The sequence below is a fragment of the Morganella psychrotolerans genome (assembly GCF_001676055.1).
Lineage (GTDB): Bacteria > Pseudomonadota > Gammaproteobacteria > Enterobacterales > Enterobacteriaceae > Morganella > Morganella psychrotolerans_B.
Genome location: NZ_LZEX01000045.1, coordinates 132212 through 149117 on the forward strand (window position 1 = coordinate 132212; position 16906 = coordinate 149117).

General features: G+C 50.6%; 14 protein-coding genes and 1 pseudogene. 13 read left to right on the forward strand and 2 right to left on the reverse strand.

The window, feature by feature from the left end; translation table 11 throughout:
* The first annotated feature begins 20 nt into the window (after positions 1-20).
* Positions 21-1160: pseudogene (locus AYY17_RS19590) on the forward strand (3-phenylpropionate MFS transporter).
* Positions 1161-1242: 82 nt separating this feature from the next.
* Here the strand turns inward: AYY17_RS19590 and AYY17_RS19595 are convergent.
* Both AYY17_RS19595 and suhB read right to left on the reverse strand, forming a co-directional pair.
* Positions 1243-1929: a hypothetical protein gene (locus tag AYY17_RS19595; protein WP_067426613.1), complete on the reverse strand. Its 687-nt coding sequence runs from the start codon at positions 1927-1929 to the stop codon at positions 1243-1245.
* A gap of 333 nt (positions 1930-2262) precedes the next feature.
* Positions 2263-3066 carry an inositol-1-monophosphatase gene (gene suhB / locus AYY17_RS19600; RefSeq protein WP_067402577.1) on the reverse strand — a complete coding sequence of 268 codons (804 nt, stop codon included), beginning with the start codon at positions 3064-3066 and terminating at the stop codon, positions 2263-2265.
* 120 nt (positions 3067-3186) lie between these two features.
* Between suhB and trmJ the strand changes: the two genes are divergently transcribed.
* The 12 genes from trmJ to AYY17_RS19660 all read left to right on the forward strand — a co-directional run bounded on the left by trmJ (position 3187) and on the right by AYY17_RS19660 (position 16806).
* Complete coding sequence (gene trmJ / locus AYY17_RS19605; protein ID WP_067426616.1) at positions 3187-3924, forward strand: tRNA (cytosine(32)/uridine(32)-2'-O)-methyltransferase TrmJ; 738 nt, start codon at positions 3187-3189, stop codon at positions 3922-3924.
* Between the two features lie 84 nt (positions 3925-4008).
* A complete protein-coding gene (gene iscR / locus AYY17_RS19610) occupies positions 4009-4500 on the forward strand; it encodes a Fe-S cluster assembly transcriptional regulator IscR (protein ID WP_067426619.1) in 492 nt (163 codons plus the stop codon).
* Positions 4501-4550: 50 nt separating this feature from the next.
* Positions 4551-5765, forward strand: coding sequence for an IscS subfamily cysteine desulfurase (locus AYY17_RS19615; protein WP_067426622.1), 1215 nt, complete (start codon positions 4551-4553; stop codon positions 5763-5765).
* A 25-nt stretch (positions 5766-5790) separates the two neighbouring features.
* Positions 5791-6177 (forward strand): Fe-S cluster assembly scaffold IscU, encoded by a 387-nt coding sequence (iscU, locus tag AYY17_RS19620; RefSeq protein ID WP_067402565.1) that lies wholly within the window; start codon positions 5791-5793, stop codon positions 6175-6177.
* Between the two features lie 131 nt (positions 6178-6308).
* Positions 6309-6632 (forward strand): iron-sulfur cluster assembly protein IscA, encoded by a 324-nt coding sequence (gene iscA, locus AYY17_RS19625; protein ID WP_067426625.1) that lies wholly within the window; start codon positions 6309-6311, stop codon positions 6630-6632.
* Between the two features lie 47 nt (positions 6633-6679).
* Positions 6680-7198, forward strand: coding sequence for a co-chaperone HscB (gene hscB / locus AYY17_RS19630; RefSeq protein ID WP_067426765.1), 519 nt, complete (start codon positions 6680-6682; stop codon positions 7196-7198).
* A 9-nt stretch (positions 7199-7207) separates the two neighbouring features.
* Positions 7208-9055, forward strand: a complete 1848-nt coding sequence (gene hscA, locus AYY17_RS19635) for a Fe-S protein assembly chaperone HscA (RefSeq protein WP_067426626.1) — start codon at positions 7208-7210, stop codon at positions 9053-9055.
* Positions 9056-9065: 10 nt separating this feature from the next.
* Complete coding sequence (gene fdx / locus AYY17_RS19640) at positions 9066-9401, forward strand: ISC system 2Fe-2S type ferredoxin (protein ID WP_067426627.1); 336 nt, start codon at positions 9066-9068, stop codon at positions 9399-9401.
* A 15-nt stretch (positions 9402-9416) separates the two neighbouring features.
* Positions 9417-9617 carry a Fe-S cluster assembly protein IscX gene (gene iscX / locus AYY17_RS19645; RefSeq protein ID WP_067361268.1) on the forward strand — a complete coding sequence of 67 codons (201 nt, stop codon included), beginning with the start codon at positions 9417-9419 and terminating at the stop codon, positions 9615-9617.
* Positions 9618-9770: 153 nt separating this feature from the next.
* A complete protein-coding gene (gene pepB / locus AYY17_RS19650) occupies positions 9771-11066 on the forward strand; it encodes an aminopeptidase PepB (RefSeq protein WP_067426630.1) in 1296 nt (431 codons plus the stop codon).
* 132 nt (positions 11067-11198) lie between these two features.
* Positions 11199-11630, forward strand: a complete 432-nt coding sequence (locus AYY17_RS19655; RefSeq protein WP_067426632.1) for an enhanced serine sensitivity protein SseB C-terminal domain-containing protein — start codon at positions 11199-11201, stop codon at positions 11628-11630.
* Between the two features lie 139 nt (positions 11631-11769).
* Entirely contained in the window at positions 11770-16806 is a 5037-nt protein-coding gene (locus tag AYY17_RS19660; protein ID WP_067426635.1) for an alpha-2-macroglobulin family protein, read from the forward strand.
* Positions 16807-16906 lie beyond the last annotated feature (100 nt).

Here is a 16906-nt window from a genome sequence, read left to right on the forward strand (position 1 = left end):
AGGGTATAAAGGAGAAACAGATGTTTGTTCCGTCATCGCTTTGGCTGGCGCTTGATTATTTCACGTATTTTTTTTTCCTACGGGATATTTCTTCCCTACTGGGGAGCCTGGCTGAAAGGTGAGGGGCATGATGTGGCAACCGTGGGGTTGTTACTGAGTGTGGGGCTGGTAGCCCGGTTTATCGGCAGTTTGTTTATCACGCCATTGTTTAAAGATCCTTCCCGTCTGATTTTTGCATTACGTCTGATGGCACTGTGTTCATTTATCTTTGCGGTGGCATTCTGGTTTGGATCTCACTGGATTTGGCTGTTCTTTGTGATGGCCGGGTTTAATCTCTTTTTCTCCCCGATGATCCCGCTGGGGGATTCTCTCGCTGCCACCTGGCAGAAACAGTTCCCGATGGATTACGGCACTATCCGTGTCTGGGGTTCAGTTGCTTTTATTATCGCGACCTCCGTGACCGGGCTGCTGATGGATGTCTGGAAGCATGATGTTATTTTAGTCGCGTTAATTGTCAGTACGGCCTCTCTTGTGCTGACCTCCTTTTTGCGCCCGCGCATTATGCCGGCGGGTGAGCTAAAACAGCGCGGACCGCAGGTCGCGTTTCGTACCTTACTGAAAGATAATTCCGTTGTCCGCTTCCTGATTTGTGTCAGCCTTTTGCAGGGCGCGCACGCGGCATATTACGGATTCAGTGTAATTTACTGGCAGCGGGTGGGGTATTCCGATGCGACAATCGGTTACTTATGGTCGCTGGGGGTGGTTGCGGAGGTGATTGTCTTTACCTTCAGTAATAACTGTTCCGCCGCTGGAGTGCGGCAAACCTGTTATTACTTTCCGGTATCTGCGGTATTCTGCGCTGGTCACTGATGGGAATGTCTGCCGCCTTACCGGTGCTGATTATCGCGCAGATCCTGCACAGCGGAACCTATACCGTGTGCCACCTTGCTGCTATGAAATTTATCGGCGCGCGAAAATCGGCTGAAATCATTCCGTTGCAGGCCGCTTATTCAGCACTGGCGATGGGCGGGGCAATTGCGGTGATGACACTGGTGGCGGGTTATCTCTATGAAGATATCCACGGTGGTATTTTTTATCTGATGGCGCTGACGGCTATTCCGGCGCTGTTCCTGCGCCCGAAAGTCCGGGCTCAGATATAAAATAAAGTAACAGGTGAGAGCGGCGGTAATATCCGCCGCTCATGTCTGACAACTGTCGGTAGTATACGTAAGCGGCGGAGAGTTAACTTTTGTAATACTTCAGTGCGTTAATGTGGCCGTTTACTATTTCATTAAGCCCTGCCATAGACGCCCCTTCTGCAAAATACACATCATAGCGGGAAACATTCATAACCCAAAAGCGGATAACAGCGAGTGACATGTCTGTCAGCTGATTTATTTTATGCAGAAGTGCCGAAAATTTAACGGTATCCTCTATTTGCAGTTTCAGATGTTTAATTTCTTCACTGAGTTTTTTTATCAGGTCATTAATACTGAGAATTAGTGTATCTTTCTGTGGAAAATCAAATTTAACAGGCAGATGAGGAGATTTTATTTTTTTCAGTTGTTCAATATGGTCATAATAGCTGTTAACTAATTCAGATAAATCATGACCGTGTTTTTCAGCTTTATCTATGAGTTCTGATGTGTGCATCATATCAGCATAACCATGAATGGTGGTGCTCAGGTTGTTGATGTCATTTTTGATATCGTTAAGATAGGTAATGTCATTATCGAGATCCAGATAATGTTCATATGAATCAATTAGCTCTATCTCCATGTCCAATGCGTTAAGAATTCGCAAAGAATGTGCTGATATACTGTCGTACTGTTCTGTAAAGGGTATTTCTGTGATGTTTTTCTGATCTTTGTTTATCTCGCCGGATAATGAAACTAAATCTGAGTATTTTATATTTTCAGCCTGAACCATATAGTTTCCTTTATAATAATAAAATAGTGTATCCCCTTATTCATTCAAACTACAGGTTCGTTGGCTGCACTCAGTTGGCCGGGTCACATAGTTTATCCATGTTCCCCATTTATCTTCCTTTGCCGCCTGCCTGCATTTTGAATGATGTTGGGTATATTTTTTGTCGCAGGAACAGTGCATATATTATTTAAATATAAAAGGCAGACAATATTATAAAAAATAAAGGGATTGATAATTATATAGGAGGGGGAATTATAATTTGTGGCTGATAGCCGCCAGACAGAATTGCCGGATAAACAGCAGGGCACTGGTTATCCGGCAGACGAAACAGAATCAGCGTTTCAGTGATTCAGTCAGTTCGTCACGCATTTCTGACAGAAGTTCGCGCACAACGCGCGGGCTGCCTGCCACAATGTTGCCACTGGTCATATAGTTATGATCGCCGGTGAAGTCAGAAACGATACCGCCCGCTTCACGGACCAGCAGTTCGCCGCCGAGGAAATCCCATGGCTTCAGACCAATTTCAAAGAAACCATCAACACGACCGGCAGCCAGATACGCCAGATCCAGCGCAGCAGAACCGGTACGGCGGAAGTCTGAGCAACGGTTGAACAGTTTGCCCAGAATTTTGATGTAAGTATCAGCGTGTTGTTTGGCTTTGAACGGAAAACCGGTTGCCAGAATCGCACCGTCAAGTTCACGGCCGGATGCACCGCGCAGGCGGTAGCCGTTTAACTGTGCGCCCTGACCACGGACGGCGGAGAATAATTCGTTACGCATAGGATCGTATACCACAGCCACTTCAGTGCGGCCTTTGATACGAAAAGCGATGGATACAGCAAAATGCGGGAGACGTTTAACGAAGTTGGTTGTGCCATCCAGGGGATCAACAACCCATTGCATATCATGTTCTTCGCCGATTAATTCACCGCACTCTTCAGAGATAATGGTGTGCTTAGGATATGACTTACGGATGATTTCAATAATCATCTGTTCAGCTTCACGATCAACGTTAGTGACAAAGTCATTAGCGCCTTTCTGAGAAGTCTCAACGCTGTCAGGCATTTCATAGTGTTTGGCAATCAGGTTGCCGGCCTTACGTGCAGCACGTATGGCGATGGTAAGCATCGGATGCATGGGGGTTGTCCACCGGGATGTTAAAGAACGAAAATAATCGCCGCGGATTATAACAGGTGATCGTCTTTCTGACTATTCTTGTGTTAAGATAATGCGATAATTTCTCAAATATAGCTTGTTATGTCTGAAAACATCCGAATTGTTCTGGTCGAAACCTCCCACACCGGCAACATGGGCTCCGCTGCGCGGGCCATGAAAACTATGGGGTTATCTAACCTTTATCTGGTTAATCCGCAGGTTCAGCCTGATTCCCACTCTATTGCACTCTCAGCAGGTGCCAGCGATGTTATCGGCAATGCAAAAATTGTCAGCTCGCTGGATGAAGCTATCGCCGGATGTGAGCTGGTGATTGGCACCAGTGCGCGCTCCCGCACACTGCCCTGGCCAATGGTTGAACCGCGTGAATGCGGTGAAAAAAGCGTCAAAGCCGCACTGACCGCTCCTGTTGCCATTATTTTTGGTCGTGAACGTGTCGGGCTGACCAACGACGAACTGCAGAAATGCAATTATCATCTTTATATTCCGACCAACCCGGAGTACGGCTCACTGAACCTGGCGATGGCGGTCCAACTGGTCAGTTATGAGATCCGTATGGCATTTCTGGCCTCTCAGAATGAGAGCCAACCGTCACATAATGATGAAGAAGATGAGGTACACTATCCACCGGCTGATGATATGGAGCGGTTCTATACGCATCTTGAATCAGTACTGAATGAATCCGGTTTCATCCGCAAAGCGCATCCCGGCCAGATTATGAACCGTCTGCGCCGCTTATTTACGCGTGCGCATCCGGAAGCACAGGAGCTTAATATCCTGCGCGGCATACTGACTTCTGTTGAAAAATGGGCAAAAAAATAGTTGAGTAATTTACTGGGTTAAATAGTTGACTAAATTACTCAGGAATGACACAATTTCGTCACCATTTATCACGGGGATCCGGTTATGAGACTGACATCAAAAGGGCGCTATGCAGTGACAGCTATGCTCGACGTAGCACTGCACTCCCATGAGGGGCCTGTACCGCTGGCTGAAATTTCCGAGCGCCAGGGTATTTCCCTCTCCTATCTTGAGCAACTCTTCTCGCGTTTGCGTAAAAACGAACTGGTTTCCAGCGTCCGTGGTCCGGGCGGTGGTTATCGTCTGGCACGTGCGCCGGGAGAGATTTTTATTGCTCAGGTCATCTCAGCTGTTGATGAGTCCGTGGATGCAACCCGTTGCCAGGGAACTCAGGAAGGCTGTCAGGGCGGTGACCGCTGTCTGACCCACGCATTATGGCGTGATCTGAGTGACCGTATTACTGATTTTTTAAGCAGTATCAGCCTTGAAGAGCTGGTAAATCATAAAGAAGTGATTGATGTTGCTGATCGCCAGGATGATAAACGCCGGGCACATAGTATAGCTATCAACGAAACGATTATCAATCTGCAAGCATAAGCAGAAACCTGCGTTAACAACGCAACCGTAGTTCATGGAGCAATTGAGCGATGAAATTACCGATCTACTTAGATTATTCAGCAACCACACCGGTTGATCCGCGTGTTGCTGAAAAAATGATGCAATATATGACAATGGACGGCGTTTTCGGTAACCCGGCGTCACGTTCACACCGCTTTGGCTGGCAGGCTGAAGAGGCGGTTGATATCGCCCGTAACCAGATAGCAGAACTGGTCGGTGCGGACCCGCGTGAAATTGTATTCACATCGGGTGCAACTGAGTCAGATAACCTTGCCATTAAAGGTGCCGCGAATTTTTACGGCAAAAAAGGCAAGCATATTATTACCAGCAAAACCGAGCATAAAGCGGTGCTGGATACCTGCCGTCAGTTAGAGCGCGAAGGGTTTGAAGTCACCACATTAGCGCCGCAGCGCAACGGGATTATCACGCTTGAGCAATTAGAAGCGGCAATGCGTGAAGATACCATCCTGGTGTCAATCATGCATGTGAATAACGAAATTGGTGTTATTCAGGATATTGAAGCTATCGGTGAACTGTGCCGCAGCAAAGGCATTATCTTCCATGTGGATGCGACGCAGAGCGTCGGCAAAATTCCGGTGGATTTAAGCACACTGAAAGTTGACCTGATGTCTTTCTCCGGTCACAAAATTTACGGGCCGATGGGGATCGGGGCACTGTATGTCCGCCGCAAACCACGCATCCGTATCGAAGCACAGATGCACGGCGGTGGTCATGAGCGCGGTATGCGTTCAGGTACATTACCTGTACATCAGATTGTCGGCATGGGCGAAGCGTACCGTATTGCCAAAGAAGAAATGGCAGCGGAATCTGAGCGCCTGTCTGCACTGCGTCTGCGTCTGTGGAACGGCATTAAAGATATCGAAGAAACCTATCTTAACGGCTGCCCTGAACATACGGCACCAAATATTCTTAACGTCAGTTTCAACTATGTTGAAGGTGAATCCCTGATGATGGCGCTGAAAGACCTGGCTGTCTCATCCGGCTCTGCCTGTACATCTGCCAGCCTGGAGCCGTCTTACGTTCTGCGCGCGCTGGGTATGACTGATGAACTGGCGCACAGCTCAATCCGTTTCTCAATGGGGCGTTTTACCACTGAAGAAGAGATTGACTATGCAATTACGCTTATCCATAACGCAATTGGCCGCCTGCGCGATCTTTCCCCTCTGTGGGAGATGCACAAGCAAGGTGTTGATATTAACAGTATTGAATGGTCACACCATTAATCAGACGGTTTCAGGAGTATAAACAATGGCTTATAGCGAAAAAGTAATCGATCACTACGAAAATCCGCGCAACGTGGGCTCTTTTGATAACGAAGATCCGACAGTCGGCAGCGGCATGGTGGGTGCTCCGGCCTGTGGTGACGTCATGAAACTGCAGATCAAAGTTGATAACAACGGTGTAATTGAAGATGCCCGTTTTAAAACTTACGGTTGCGGCTCTGCAATTGCCTCCAGTTCGCTGGTGACAGAGTGGATGAAAGGGAAAACCCTGGATGAAGCTGAGTCCATCAAAAATACCGCAATTGCGGAAGAGTTAGAATTACCGCCGGTGAAAATTCACTGCTCAATTCTGGCTGAAGATGCGATTAAAGCAGCAATTGCGGATTACAAAAGTAAACGCCAGGGCAAATAATAGCCCCCGTTATCACTGAGCGCAGGGACGGAAATTCCTGCGGTTCAGATGAAAACGAGTAATAAAAAATTAATGGCGGATACTGAGCATTTCAGTGATCCGCCATACTGGTTTATAGAGCGAGGTGTGTAATGTCCATTTCTCTTACAGAAAGTGCGGCAAACCGGGTCTCCGGTTTTCTGGAAAGCCGGGGCAAAGGATTAGGCCTGCGGTTAGGTGTAAGAACGTCGGGTTGCTCTGGTATGGCCTATGTGCTGGAGTTTGCCGATGTACTCAATGATGACGATATCGTATTTGAAGACAAAGGCGTCAAAGTCATTATTGATGGCAAAAGTATTGTGTATCTTGACGGCACGGAAGTGGATTTCGTGAAGGAAGGGTTAAACGAAGGGTTTAAATTTAATAACCCGAATGTTGACAGCGAATGTGGCTGTGGCGAAAGTTTTCACGTTTAACTTCTCCATCTATCTATCCGCGCTTTGTGCGCCGTAAAGAGTACGATATGAACTATTTTTCCCTGTTCAGCCTGCCTGAGCGTTATGAACTTGACACTCAGGTTCTTGCCGGACGTTATCAGGATTTGCAGCGTCAGTACCATCCTGACCGCTTCGCCAGCCATGACGAACGGGAACAGGCGCAGGCGCTGACAATGGCCGCGACCATCAATGAAGCATACCAGTCACTGAAACATCCCCTGAAACGCGCAGAATATATGCTGCTGTTGCATGATATTGATATCAATAATGAACAGCACACCATGCATGATACGGCGTTTCTGATGGAACAGATGGATCTGCGTGAATCTCTTGATATTATTGAGCAAAAGCAGGACAGCGATGCCCTGGCCGGTTTTGCTGCCAAAACGGATAAAATGACAAAAACCCGCATGGCAGAGATGATCCGGCAGCTTGATGATGAAGACTGGCTGGTCGCCGCAGACAGTGTGCGCAAGTTACGGTTTTTGAGTAAACTGGCACAACAAATTGATGATATTGAAGAACGTTTGTCAGACAGTTTTTAAGGGAAAAATATGGCACTGTTACAAATCAGCGAACCGGGGCAGGCTCCGGCTCCGCATCAGCGCCGCCTTGCTGCGGGTATTGATTTAGGCACCACGCATTCACTTGTTGCCACTGTGCGCAGTGCAGAGGCTGCCGTACTGGCTGACAGCGACGGGCACTTTCTGCTGCCCTCTGTAGTTCAATATTGCGCTGACAACCGGATTGTCGGGCGCGAAGCCCTCGCACATGCCGCCGCTGATCCGCAAAACACCATTATTTCCGTTAAACGGATGATGGGGCGCTCTCTCAATGATATTACCCAACGCTATCCCGGTCTTCCGTATCAGCTACAGGCAAGTGAAAATGGCCTGCCACTGATCCGCACGGCTGCCGGTCTGGTTGATCCCGTGCGTGTTTCTGCCGATATTCTGTCTGTGCTGGCACAGCGTGCGCAGGAAACCCTCGGCGGAGAACTGGATGGCGTGGTGATCACCGTTCCCGCGTATTTTGATGATGCACAGCGCCAGGGCACCAAAGATGCCGCGCGGCTTGCCGGCTTACATGTACTGCGCCTGCTGAATGAACCGACTGCTGCCGCTATCGCCTACGGGCTGGATTCCGGTCAGGAAGGTGTAATCGCTGTGTATGACCTGGGCGGCGGCACGTTTGATATCTCTGTTCTGCGCCTGAGCCGTGGTGTGTTTGAAGTGCTGGCGACGGGCGGGGATACGGCGCTCGGTGGTGATGATTTTGATGCCCTGATAGCTGACTGGATTTATCAGAGCAGCGGCATGCAGGCGCGTGACCATTCACACCACCGCACAATATTAAATGCAGCATCCGCTGCAAAAATTGCCCTCTCAGATGCACAGGAAACGACAGTTTCTGTTGATGGCTGGCAGGGCGTGCTGACCCGTGAAACCTTTGAGGAACTCATCCGTCCGCTGGTCAGAAAAACCCTTATGACCTGCCGCCGTGCCCTGAAAGATGCGGGCATCAGTCAGGATGAAGTCTGTGAAGTCGTGATGGTCGGCGGCTCTACCCGTGTTCCGCTGGTGCGCGGATCCGCAGGCGAATTTTTTGCCCGTCAGCCGCTCACCTCGATTGATCCGGACAAAGTGGTTGCACTCGGGGCGGCAATTCAGGCGGATATTCTTGCCGGTAACAAGCCGGACAGTGACATGCTGCTGCTGGATGTTATCCCGCTGTCGCTAGGGCTGGAAACCATGGGCGGTCTGGTGGAGAAAGTTATTGTGCGCAACACGACCATCCCGGTTGCCCGCGCCCAGGAATTCACCACATTCAAAGATGGTCAGACGGCCATGAGCATTCATGTATTACAGGGCGAGCGGGAAATGGTCAGTGACTGCCGTTCGCTTGCGCGTTTCACCCTGCGCGGCATTCCGCCGATGGCAGCCGGTAACGCGCATATCCGTGTCACTTTTCAGGTGGATGCGGATGGTTTGCTGAGTGTCAGCGCACTGGAAAAATCCACCGGTGTGCAGGCGTCAGTGCAGATCAAACCGTCTTATGGCCTGAGCGATACTGATATCGCCGGCATGATAAAAGATTCACTCGAAAACGCAGATAATGATGTATCCACCCGCCGCCTGGCGGAACAAAAAGTGGAAGCTGCCCGCCTGCTGGAGAGCCTGACACAGGCTCTGTCAGAGGATGGCGATTTACTGAGCGACGACGAAAATGCCGCCATTGATGCGGCAGTTGATGCTCTTATTCAAAGTGCGCAAGGCGACTCACCGGTCGCGATTGAACGCGCAATTAAACAACTGGACAAGCAAACACAGGTATTCGCAGCCCGCCGGATGGATAATTCTGTCCGTAAGGCACTCGCGGGTCACTCTGTGGATGAGATATAACGGGAAGATTATGCCTAAGATTGTTTTTTTACCGCATGAGTTTTTATGTCCTGAAGGCGCGGTATTCGACGCAAGTGAAGGTGAGTCAATTCTGGATGTTGCCTTGCGTAATGGTATCGAAATTGAACATGCCTGTGAGAAATCATGTGCCTGCACCACCTGCCACTGTATCGTCCGCGAGGGATTTGACTCCCTCACCGAGAGCACTGAGCTGGAAGATGACATGCTGGATAAAGCCTGGGGACTGGAGCCGGAAAGCCGTCTGAGCTGTCAGGCAAAAGTGGCCGATGAAGACCTGGTGGTGGAAATGCCGAAATACACGGTCAACCACGCGCGTGAGCACTGATAAAGGAGCATAGCGATGGGACTTAAATGGCAGGATACCCGGGAAATCGGTGAAGCGCTGTATGATTTATATCCGGATACCGACCCGAAAACCGTGCGTTTTACTGATATGCATCAGTGGATCTGTGCGCTGGACGATTTTGATGATGAGCCTGAAAAATCTAACGAAAAAGTATTAGAAGCTATTTTATTAGTCTGGCTCGATGAATGTGAATGACGTCTTTTGTTACGCATGTCAGGCCGCACAATTATGTTACCGTGCGGCCTCTGATGCGCGTATGCTGTCCTCTTGTGCAGACCGGCACCCCGTGCATTCCTCAGATAAAATCGGATTGTGACTCACAATCATAAAATCAAAAGAGAGAATATAATGACGCAACTAATCATGCCCGTAATCCTGTCATACGAACCCGCTTCTCCGGCATGGGGAGAAAAAGCCCTTATCAGCGCTACTGATAACGGAATGACTATTCATTTAAGTCAGAAAGGGATGCTGTGTGCGGTTCAGCGCGCCGGGCGTAAAATTGACGGTCAGGGGATCCGTAACGTGATCCTGAGCGGCAGTAACTGGGACCTGGAAACCAGCTGGGCATTCTGGCAGGGTTTCCGTGCGCCGAAAGGTGCCCGCTCCATTGAATGGCCTGAATTACCGGAAGCGGATAAAGCCGAATTAGAGCACCGTATCCGTATCATTGACTGGGTGCGCGATGTTATCAACACCCCTGCAGAAGAGCTCGGGCCGGAACAACTGGCACAGCGTGCTGTTGATTTACTGTGCAGCGTTTCCTGCGGATCAGTTGGTTACCGTATTATTAAAGGTGAAGATTTACGCGAGCAGGGCTATATGGGGATCCACACTGTGGGTCGCGGGTCTTCGCGTTCACCGGTTCTGTTAGCGCTGGATTACAACCCCGGCAAACAGGATAACACCCCGGTTTTCGCCAGCCTGGTCGGTAAAGGGATCACCTTTGATTCCGGCGGCTACAGCCTGAAACCGTCCTCCGGCATGGAATCCATGAAATCGGATATGGGGGGTGCGGCAACACTGACCGGCGCACTGGCAATGGCTATCTGCCGTGGCCTGCAAAAACGCGTCAAATTGTATCTGTGCATCGCGGATAACCTGATCAGCGGCAACGCATTCAAACTGGGCGATATCATCCGTTACAGCAATGGTAAATCCGTTGAGATCCTCAATACTGATGCAGAAGGGCGTCTGGTGCTGGCGGACGGTCTGATCGAAGCCGGTAAAGATAATGCCGGATTTATTATTGATGCCGCGACGCTGACCGGGGCGGCGAAAACTGCCGTCGGTAATGATTACCACTCAGTCATGAGTTTCGACGATGCATTATATAATGACCTGATGGCAGCCGCCGATCAGGAAAAAGAGTTGTTCTGGCGTCTGCCGCTGGCAGAATTCCACCGTCAGCAGACACCGTCATCATTTGCAGACCTGAGCAACACCGGTGCGCCAAATACGGCAGGTGCAAGTACGGCAGCAGCATTCCTGTCACACTTTGTGGAAAACTACCGCAAAAACTGGCTGCATATTGACTGCTCTGCAACTTACCGCAAAGCGCCGTCAGACATGTGGGCAGCGGGTGCGACCGGTTACGGTGTCCGCTCTGTTGCGACACTGCTGCTGAAAAAAGCCGGAAAGTAACACGCGCTACGGTAATCGGTAATTTAGTTATCTTTATAAGTCATCGGACGGTCACGATTTTCGTGACCGTTTTTCTATCCGGATCTGAAATACTGAATCTGAAACACTGAATCTGAAATACGGAGCATTATTATGGCAGATACCCTCCCGGCTGAACCTCAGGAAGTCATGATTGAGCAGGGCACCGCATTGCTCCTGAGCGTTCCGGACAAAATACCGGAAGACGTGCTTGGCGCACTGTCCGGTATTTTTAAACAGCATAAACCGGTACGCCGCGCATTCTGGGTAATGGCGCAGGAAAAAGACGATAAAAGCGGCGACGGACAGGTATTGCTGATAGCGCTAGAATTCAGTGATGAGTCCGGGATTGATACGATAATCAGCGAAGCGGCACAGGCTGCGATGGCACACCTGGGAGACGGCGAACATATTGATTTTTGTCTGTTAAATCCGGATGAAAATGACGGACTGACCCATTTCCTGACACAGCACACCAGTGCATTTTATCAGCGCCGCCTTGGTGGCTGGTTGCGCAATGCGATACCGGTGACGGAGATGAAGTAATAAGTTATTTCGCAGATGAATACCCGCTGCGCTGATATTCGGAATAATACGCTATACGCTTGTTTAGGCTTTGTTTACACTTCGTGAAATAATACCGAACATGCGCCCGGATTACGGGCTCCACCAGAAAGGATTGATTATGAGTTTTCCGATAGCAGGACAGGGTATCGGTAAGAAGCGCTGCCTGGCAGTGCTGCTTGCTTCAGCGCTGGCGCTCATGGGTTGTGATGACACCGGCAGTAAAACAACGGCGGCGGGCGCAGATGATTCCGCACCTGCCAATAAAAGTGGCACCACGTCTTCATCATCTTCTTCATCTTCTGCGTCATCTAAAGAAACCAAAAAAACACACGATGCTGCTTCTCTGGCAGAACTGGCGAAACGCTACGCCGGTAAAGATGTGACGATTATTGACACCTCAGAAATTCAGCTTGATGGCGCGAATGCCATGGTGGTCACATTCTCGATTCCGTTAGATCCGAATCAGGATTTTGCTCAGTTTGCCCGTCTGGTGGATGTTAAAAACGGTAAACTGGAAGGCGCGTGGGAGCTGTCTGATAACCTGATGGAGCTGAGAATGCGCCATCTTCCGCCATCCCGCGAACTGCAATTAAGCATTGATCGCGGTGTGCGCGGTATTAATGAACGCACACTGGTTAACGGCTATGACGCAAAACTGACCACGGCAGAAGTGACGCCGAGTATCGGTTTCGCCAGCCGTGGCTCACTGTTCCCGGGGGATGTAATTAAAGGGCTGCCGGTTTTCGCCCTGAATGTGGACAGTATTGATGTCAATTTTTACCGCATCAAACCGGATTCCCTCGCCGCATTCCTTGCGAGCTGGCAATACGGAAACAATCTCCAGTACTGGAATTCTGATGAGCTCCTCAATAATACGGATCTCGTTTATACCGGGCGTTTTGATCTCAATCCGCAGAAAAATACCCGTGAAAACATGCTTATCCCGCTCAAAGACATCAAACCATTGCAGGATGAAGGTGTGTATCTGGCGGTGATGCAGCAGGCAGGGCGCTACAGTTACACCATGCCCGCCACGCTTTTTACGCTGAGTGATGTCGGCGTGTCGATGCACAGCTATCTTAATGAGCTGGATGTCTTTACCCAGTCGCTGGCAAAAGGCAGTGCCATCAAAGGTGTGGAAATTCGTCTGCTCGACAGCAAAGGTCAGTTACTCAGCAAAGGGGAAACTGACGGCAGTGGGCATGCAAAATTGGATCGCGGCAATGACGCGGCGCTGTTACTGGCTATCCATAACGGGCAGACCAGTATGATTGACCTGAAAAACCCGGCGCTGGATTTGGCTGAGTTTGATATCGCCGGCCCGCAGGGCTACGCGAAACAATTTTTTGTTTTCGGTCCGCGCGACCTTTACCGCCCGGGTGAAACATTAATTATCAACGGCTTGCTGCGTGATGGTGACGGGCATCCGGTAAAAGATCAGCCGGTGAAAGTTGATGTACTGAAAAATGACGGACAAGTGGCGTCCACTTTTGTCTGGCAGCCGGAAAACGGGCTGTATCAGTATAAATATGACATTCCTGAAAATAGTGAAACCGGCAAACTGACGCTGCGTTTTGATCTCGGTGATAACACGCCGCGCTTCTACAGTGTCAATGTGGAAGATTTCATGCCTGAGCGCATGGCGCTTGAAATCAAGACCGAAAAGCTGCCGATCACCTCAGGGCAAACTGCGGATTTTGAGCTTGAAGGTCATTATCTCTATGGCGCACCGGCGGCCGGTAACCAACTGACCGGGCAGCTCTTTATGCGTCCTGATCGCGAAGCGGTCGCCAAACTGCCGGGCTTTGAATTCGGTGACATTCAGGAGGGTAATCTGACCCGTACCCTGGATGAATTTGATGAAACCATGAGTGACAACGGGGAAGCGGCATTCACTGTCAGTAATGATTACTGGAAAGAGGTAAAATCGCCGTTCAAATTAATTCTTCAGGCAAGCCTGATGGAAACCGGCGGTCGTCCTGTCACCCGCCGTGCAGATCTTGCGGTCTGGCCGGCAGAAAGAATGGCGGGGATCCGCCCGGTCTTTGCGAAAAAAGAAATTTACGACTACCGCACAGACAAATATGTTTCCCAGTTCAGTCTGGATCAGGACTCCCTGGCGGAGTTTGAAATTGTTTATGCAGACAAACAGGGTAATAAATTAAAAGCCGATAATCTTACCGCCCGCCTGATTTACGAGCGCCGTGACTATTACTGGCGCTGGTCAGATTCTGAAGGCTGGTCATCTAATTATGACCAGAAAGATCTGGTGATGACCGGTGACCCGATTTCCATCGCCAAAGACGGCACAGCAAAAGTGACGGTTCCGGTGTCATGGGGCGCGTATCGCCTGGAAATTCTGGACCCTTCTACCGGGCTTACCAGCAGCGTGCGCTTCTGGGCGGGCTATTCCTGGCAGGATAACACCGGCGGCACCGGTGCTGTGCGTCCGGATCAGGTCAAACTGAAACTCGATAAACCGGATTACCGCGCAGGCGACAAAGTAAAACTGAATATCGCTGCACCGCAGGCGGGTAAAGGCTATGTGTTACTTGAATCAAGTGACGGTCCGTTGTGGTGGCAGGAAGTGGATGTACCGGAGGGCGGGCTGGATGTTGAAGTTCCGCTGAACAAAGAGTGGACCCGGCATGACCTGTATGCGACAGCGGTAATCATCCGTCCGGGTGATAGTTCCCGCCAGGCGACCGTCAAACGTGCAGTCGGTATTCTGCATATTCCGATGGCTGATCCGGGGCGTAAAATTGCCGTCACACTGGATGCACCGTCGCGCATTCGTCCGAATCAGGATCTGACAGTCAAAGTCAAAGCCAATGCACAGGACGGCAAAGCCATGCCGCAGAAAGTGAATGTGCTTATCTCTGCCGTGGATACCGGCGTGCTCAATATCACTGACTATAAAACGCCGGATCCGTATGACGCATTCTTCGGGCGCAAGCGCTACAGTGTGGATCAATATGATGTTTACGGACAACTGATTGAGGGCGAAGGGCGTCTGGGTACGCTGCGTTTCGGGGGTGATGGCGGTGATGAACTGGATCGCGGTGGTCTGAAACCGCTCAATGATGTGCAGATTATCGCACAGCAGGCAGCGCCGGTTGTTCTCAACGAGCAGGGTGAAGGAACTGTCACCTTATCCATCCCTGATTTCAACGGCGAATTGCGCCTGATGGCGCAGGCGTGGACAGATGAAGATTTTGGTAATGCGCAGAACAAAGTGATTGTTGCGGCACCGGTTATCAGCCAGATGGCATTACCGCGCTTTATGGCAGGCGGCGATAATTCACAGTTGACATTAGATCTGACTAACCTGACGGATGAAACCCAGAACCTGACGGTTAATTTCAGCGCAGAAGGCATGATCAACCTGAAAGGTGCTGCGGTGAAAGACGTGACACTGACCAAAGGTCAGCGCACATCCGTCAATGTCCCGGTGGAAGCGGTTAATGGCTTTGGTCAGGGCGAAGTCTTTATGACCGTCAAAGGACTGAAACTGCCTGATAACGGCAGCGACGTCTACAAAAACAGCTGGAAAATCGGCGTACGCCCGGCGTATCCGGCAGAAACCGTTTCTTATTCCATGTCACTCGGCAACGCCGCTGAATGGGCATTACCGGCCGATCAGCTCAGCGGTCTGGAAAGCTCGACAGTGTCTGGTGAACTGTTGCTGACCAGCCGTCCGCCACTGGATATCTCGCGCTTTGTCCGTGAACTGTATGCGTATCCGTACGGCTGTCTGGAGCAGACAATCAGCGGGCTGTATCCGTCGCTTTATTCGTCGGAAGCCGAGCTGAAAAAACTGGGGATCAAAACCCAGACTGACGCCGGACGCCGCCAGGCGATTATGGCAGGTATTCCGCACCTGCTGGGCATGCAGCGCAGTGACGGCAGTTTCTCTCTGTGGGATAACACCGGGTCGGAAGAGCCGTGGCTGACCGCGTACGCAACAGACTTCCTGTTCCGTGCCGGACAGCGCGGGTTTGACGTTCCGGCAGCATCACTGACTAATGCCAACAACCGTTTGCTGCGCTATTTGCAGGATCGCTCTGTTATCAGCAGCAGCTACTACGGATCAAGTGATCAGATGCGCTTCGCGGTTCAGGCGTATGCCGGTTATGTGCTGGCACAACAGCAGAAAGCCCCGCTGGGCGCGCTGCGTCAGGTGTATCAGCGCCGTGATGATGCAAACAGCGGGCTGGCACTGGTTCAGCTCGGGATCGCCCTGAAGAAAATGGGTGATGCAGACCGTGGTAATGAAGCCATCCGTCTCGGCGTGATGAAAAACCGCAACAGCAACAGCTATTCCGGTGATTACGGCAGCAATGTCCGTGATGATGCGATGATTATTGCACTGCTCAGTGAGTCAGATTCTGATGCGGAACAGCGCTTTGTGAAATTGCAGTCGCTGTCCAATGAGATACAGAACCGCCGCTACTTCTCCACCCAGGAAAGTAACGCGCTGTACCTTGCCGGTCGTCATTATCTCAATCAGAGCGAAGTGCCGTGGTCTGCCGTACTGAACGGCGAAGCACCTGCTGTCAGCCGCGACAGCGCGCTGCGTGAAAACCTGACTGCACGTCAGTTGCAAAAAGGCATCAGCGTGGCGAACAGAGGTGACAGTCAATTGTACGGGCGCGTCAATATTGTGGGATATCCTGTTCAGGCACCAAAACCGGAATCTGAAGTGCTGAAGATTAAACGGACGTATCTGGATCTCAATGGTAATCCAATTACTATTGATCGTCTGCGCAGCGGCGATATGGTCGTGGTGCGTCTGGATATTCAGGCGGATCGCAATGTGCCGGATGCGCTGGTGGTTGACTTGTTACCGGCCGGTCTGGAGCTGGAAAATCAGAATCTGGCAGCAAGCAGCGCCAGCCTGAGTGACAGCGCACCAAACCTGGCAGAAGCGATTCAGGATATGCAGCAGGCGACAATCCGCCACACGGAATACCGTGATGACCGCTTTGTGTCTCAGGTGGTGGTTGAAGAGTACCGCCCGGTAACCCTGGTCTATCTGGCGCGTGCAGTGACGCCGGGTAAATACAGTGTGCCTGCGCCACAGGTGGAATCCATGTATATTCCGTCCTGGCGTGCAGTCGGTGCGACACCGTCGATGCTGGAAGTTGTCCGTTAATCCGTTAAATAGCTATCTTCAGCCCTTACCGGCAGGTCAGGGGCTGAAATAACGAATAAATGACGAATAAAGGGGGAATATATTTTTCCCCCTTTTGCAT